The sequence below is a fragment of the Tibeticola sp. genome (assembly GCF_022759015.1).
Taxonomy (GTDB): Bacteria; Pseudomonadota; Gammaproteobacteria; order Burkholderiales; family Burkholderiaceae_C; genus Tibeticola; species Tibeticola sediminis.
In genome coordinates, this window is sequence record NZ_JAEMQB010000149.1 from 1 (window position 1) to 4,320 (window position 4,320).

At 63.4% G+C, this 4,320-nt stretch carries 8 protein-coding genes; all 8 read right to left on the reverse strand.

The window, feature by feature from the left end; genetic code table 11:
* On the reverse strand, window positions 1-380 hold a 380-nt coding region (locus JHC36_RS09375), incomplete at its 3' end, for a sulfatase-like hydrolase/transferase (protein ID WP_287918483.1).
* 205 nt (window positions 381-585) lie between these two features.
* On the reverse strand, window positions 586-897 hold the full coding sequence (locus tag JHC36_RS09380) for a response regulator transcription factor (protein WP_287918485.1): 312 nt from the start codon (window positions 895-897) through the stop codon (window positions 586-588).
* A gap of 91 nt (window positions 898-988) precedes the next feature.
* Entirely contained in the window at window positions 989-1,390 is a 402-nt protein-coding gene (locus tag JHC36_RS09385; RefSeq protein ID WP_287918487.1) for a PIN domain-containing protein, read from the reverse strand.
* Window positions 1,368-1,577: a DUF2281 domain-containing protein gene (locus tag JHC36_RS09390; RefSeq protein WP_287918489.1), complete on the reverse strand. Its 210-nt coding sequence runs from the start codon at window positions 1,575-1,577 to the stop codon at window positions 1,368-1,370. The genes JHC36_RS09385 and JHC36_RS09390 overlap by 23 nt, the downstream gene beginning before the upstream one ends.
* 52 nt (window positions 1,578-1,629) lie before the next feature.
* On the reverse strand, window positions 1,630-2,274 hold the full coding sequence (locus JHC36_RS09395) for a response regulator transcription factor (protein WP_287918491.1): 645 nt from the start codon (window positions 2,272-2,274) through the stop codon (window positions 1,630-1,632).
* The gene (locus JHC36_RS09400; RefSeq protein ID WP_287918493.1) at window positions 2,271-2,678 is read right to left on the reverse strand and encodes an ATP-binding protein; all 408 of its coding nucleotides are present in this window, start codon (window positions 2,676-2,678) and stop codon (window positions 2,271-2,273) included. The genes JHC36_RS09395 and JHC36_RS09400 overlap by 4 nt, the downstream gene beginning before the upstream one ends.
* The gene (locus JHC36_RS09405) at window positions 2,659-4,104 is read right to left on the reverse strand and encodes a PAS domain-containing protein (RefSeq protein WP_287918494.1); all 1,446 of its coding nucleotides are present in this window, start codon (window positions 4,102-4,104) and stop codon (window positions 2,659-2,661) included. The genes JHC36_RS09400 and JHC36_RS09405 overlap by 20 nt, the downstream gene beginning before the upstream one ends.
* 10 nt (window positions 4,105-4,114) lie before the next feature.
* On the reverse strand, window positions 4,115-4,320 hold a 206-nt coding region (locus JHC36_RS09410), incomplete at its 5' end, for a response regulator (protein WP_503007031.1).

Here is a 4,320-nt window from a genome sequence, read left to right on the forward strand (position 1 = left end):
AGCAGCGCCGCGCGAGTCGGTGAACACAGCGCCGTGGTGTGGAACTGGTTGTAGCTCAGCCCGCCCTTGGCCATTTTCTCCAGCGTCGGCATGTGGATCGGCCCGCCGAAGGCGCTGGGCTGGCCGAAGCCCATGTCGTCGCCCAGGATGATGCTGACGTTGGGCGCCTTGGCCGGAGCCTTGACCTCGAATCGCGGCGGCGCCTTGGCGTTGCGCGCGTCGAGCGTGGTGACCTTTGGATACGTCGGCTCCGGGATCGGCAGCACGCTGCGGTCCATCGGGGAACCCTCTTCCGCGGCGACGGGCGGCAACGCAAGCGGGCCCATCAGCAAGCAATAGAAGGTAACTGCCATCAGGTTTCGTATGCGTATGGTTTTCATGGTTGCATCCTCCTCAGTAGTAACTGCGTTGCGTGATACGAGTTACGGAATTCGTGATACGAGATTCACAGGACGCAGGACGCATCATGTATCTTGCCCCTTCCACGTCACTCCTTGATCATCCTGAACCATGGGCTCGGGGTCGGAACATTTTTTGAGTTCTTGGGCATGGCTCGGGCAATGTAGCGCCCGCGCCGCTGCCCGACTACTGCCCCTTAGGGAAGGTCGGCGAATGCTCGTCGAACACGCCCGCCTCCTGGACGAGGCGCGCGAGCTCGGCCGCCGATCGCACGTGAAGCTTGGTGGTAATGGCTGTGCGGTGAAGCTTCACCGTCCGCTCGTTGATGCCCAGGTCCGCCGCGATCTGCTTGTTCAACCTTCCCTGCACGACATGCTGCAGCACGCCGCGTTCGCGCTGGTCACCTTGTCTGCATGGAGCCGATAGCGAGGCAAAGTTAAAGGTATGCGATAGATATTGCTTGAATACTTGGTAGATACCATTTTGGAATGGTGGCATCACCACTCACCCGAGCAATGCCACCATGTCTAAAGAAGTGAAAATCTCGATCAAGATGGAGTCAGAATCCAGCGCAGCCACAAAATAAGCTTCACAGGAACGGATTGACCACCTTCAGCCGCTCCTCAAACACTTGCCCATTCTGCATATCTTCTGAATAGAGGGTATCGCATTCCGCCAACAGGGCCGCAGCCGCTATCAGCGCATCCCAGTTGGAAAGCTGGTAGCGGATGGCCAGTTCCCCGCTCTTGCGGATGGTGGCTTCATCGACGGGCAGCACATCAGTGCGCCGCATCACACTATCCGCAAAGGCGTAAGCCTTCTCGCGGTCAAATCCGAGTTTCCGCAAGCTGACGTTGATGGCTTCATTGATAACTTGCGCGCTTACGAGCGGGCGGGCCGCCACGATGTCGCGCGCAATCCCAGCCTTACGGATGTCCTGCCCGATGGTGTAGAGGACGATATTGGTGTCAGAGAAGCACTTTGCGGTCATAGCATTCGTCCCGGTTGAATGTGCCATCAAACACCGCACCGAACTGGTCGAATTCGCTCATGTCCGCAGTTGCCGCCTTTATCTGGGCGCGCTTGGCTTTGAGATAGCCGACAAAATCCAGTACCTCGCGCGCATCCGTTTCAGGCAGCGTCTGCACTTCCTCAACAATTTTTTCCATCGTGTTCATGCTCATGCTCCTTCACGCAGTTTTCTTGAGTTTCAATACATCCGCCGCCAAATTATAGCCCCTTAGGGAAGGTCGGCGAACGTTCGTCGAACACGCCCGCCTCCTGGACGAGGCGCGCGAGCTCGGCCGCCGATCGCACGTGAAGCTTGGTGGTGATGGCGGTGCGGTGAAGCTTCACGGTGCGCTCGTTGATGCCCAGGTCCGCCGCGATCTGCTTGTTCAACCTTCCCTGCACGACATGCTGCAGCACCCCGCGTTCTCGCGGCGTGAGGGCATCGAAGCGAGCGCGCAACTCGCGCAACCGGGCGCGCTCCGCGCGCTGGCGGGCATCGCGGGCCAGCGCGCGTTTCACCGCATCGAGGAGTTCCTCTTTGGGCGCGAGCTTGGTGAGAAAGTCTTCCGCGCCCTGGCGCATCGCCTGCACGGTTATTGGGATGTCGCCGTGACCGCTGAGGAAAATCACCGGCAGCATGTGCCCGGCCCGCGTCAGTGCCGCCTGCAGGTCCAGGCCGCTCAGGCCGGGCATCTGCAAATCCGCGATCACGCAGCCGGGCGTGTCGGCCAGTTGGGCGAGAAATTCTTCGGCTTTGGAAGATGCCCGCACCGTGTAGCCCGCCGCGCGCAGCAGCCGCGACACGGCCGTCAGGAAAGAAGCGTCGTCGTCGACGACATGCACCACGGGCGCGGATTCGCTCACGACGCTGTCGTTTCCGCCGCCACCGGGAGCGTAAACCGGAACGTCGCCCCCGCCTGCGCATTGTTCTCCGCCCAGATGCGCCCGCCGTGCGCTTCGATGATCGTGCGCGAGATGGGCAGCCCCATGCCCATGCCGTTTGCTTTCGTAGTGAAGAACGGCTCGAAGAGAAGCCCCAGCCTTTCCGGCGCGATGCCGTGTCCGCAGTCGCTCACCGCCACTTCGACGGTGTGCGCGCCGTCGCGCCGGGCTCGCACCGCCACCCGCCGCTGCTCGGCGGGTGCGCCGTCGACGGCATCCACCGCGTTGAGTACGAGGTTGAGCAGCACCTGCTGGAGGTGCACCCGGTCGCCCATCACCGCCGGCAGATCGGAGGCGGCCTCGATATCAAGCGTGACCTGGCGCACGGCCGCATTCGCGCGCGTGAGCGCCGCGACCGCGCCCAGCAGGTCGCCCTACGGCCAGCGCGCGTGGCTCGATGCTGCGTCGTTTGAGCATCCCTCGCAGCCGCTCGATCACGTCGCCCGCCCGCTGGTTGTCCGCGCGGATATCGGCGAGGATGGCGCGCAATTCGTCGAGGTCCGGCACTTCGTGTTGCAGGAAAAGCTCCGCCGCCTCGGCGTTGCGCAGGATCGCGCCGAGCGGCTGGCTCAACTCGTGCGCGAGCGCCGAAGCGAGTTGCCCCATCATCGAGACCCGGCCTACGTGCGCGAGCTGGCCTTGCAATTGTTGCAACTCCAGTTCCGAGCGGCGTCGCGCCGAGATGTCGAGCACCACGCCACGCATGAGAACCGGCTTGCCCGCGGAGTCACGCTCGGCCCGCCCGCGCGCCGCGATCCAGCGAATCTGCCCGTCGGGAAGCCGCACGCGATACTCCACGTCATAGTCACGGTCAGTCGCCAGCGAAATCTCGATGGCTTGCCGCACGGCATCACGGTCGTCGGAATGCAGCGCGCTCATGAAGCGCGGCAAGCTCAGGCCCTCCGACTCCGGGATGCCGAACAGCGAGCGGGTCTTGCTCGTAGCCCAGATCGTGTCGCGGGCGATGTCCCAGGTCCACATCCCCAGGCCGGCAGCGCCGCTGGCGAGGTCCATGCGCCGCTCACCTTCCTGCACCTGGCGGCCAAGTTCCACCGCGGCAATAACGTCAGCGTTCAATTCATATCCCATCGCGACCAGGATGGCCAGGTAGGCCCAACTGATCAGATAGGGCGTTTGCACGATTCCGCTCTCGATCAGAGCCCCATGCGCGCCCGCCGCCAGGATGGTAAACGTGACGCTGCCTCCGACGACGGCGGCACGCCGGCGCCCGCCGCGGCGCCACAGCCTCACCGAGGCATCCACTACGAAAACGAGCAGCACCAACACCCCCAGGTATGAGATCGCATTCCAGGGGTTGGGCACACCTTCGGCCACTTTATAGGTTGCACCGCCGAACGTCTCCACAGTTCTGAGCCCGGTGATCTTCAGATAATGGATGCTCGACCCTGGACCGAAGTCGTACATCCGCGCCACGGCAAACAGGCCGGGGCCCGCGAGCGCGAGCCACTTGTTTCCGGAGTCGAAGAATACCCAGATGAATGCCGCCAGCGATGCGATGATCACCCAGGACACGACACTCCCCCAGGGCAATATTGCCGCGAAGTGGGCCGGGCTGTCCGCGCGCATGAGCGCCAGTTCCACCCCGGCAATGCAGGCGACGGAAAAGGCGTTCAGGGAAAACAGCAGGCGGGCCGCTCGCGGGGGCTGGGCGACGCCGATGCTCAAGTTGATCAAGCCCAGCGTGAGGGACGCAGCGGCCACCATCGGCCAGGCAACGGTGATCCAGTTCATGGTCGGTGCCTCACTGCAGAGCCGGGGGTGGAACAACCACGCGGCGAATCGCTTCGAGTACTTCGCTTCCGGAATCCGACTTGCGGAAGTAGCCGGCGCAGCCCGACGCGTACGCCTGCTCGCGTGCCTGGGGATCGTCGTGAGCGGTGATGAAGATAGCGGGAGCCGCTATCCCCGCAGGGGCCAGCTGCTTCTGCAACTCGAGCCCCGACATCC

Bases quoted from the DNA above. Each gene is read 5' to 3' on its own strand.
- JHC36_RS09380 (WP_287918485.1), bottom strand. From the start codon at position 897: ATGCCACCATTCCAAAATGGTATCTACCAAGTATTCAAGCAATATCTA.
- JHC36_RS09385 (WP_287918487.1), bottom strand. From the start codon at position 1,390: ATGACCGCAAAGTGCTTCTCTGACACCAATATCGTCCTCTACACCATC.
- JHC36_RS09390 (WP_287918489.1), bottom strand. From the start codon at position 1,577: ATGAACACGATGGAAAAAATTGTTGAGGAAGTGCAGACGCTGCCTGAA.
- JHC36_RS09405 (WP_287918494.1), bottom strand. From the start codon at position 4,104: ATGAACTGGATCACCGTTGCCTGGCCGATGGTGGCCGCTGCGTCCCTC.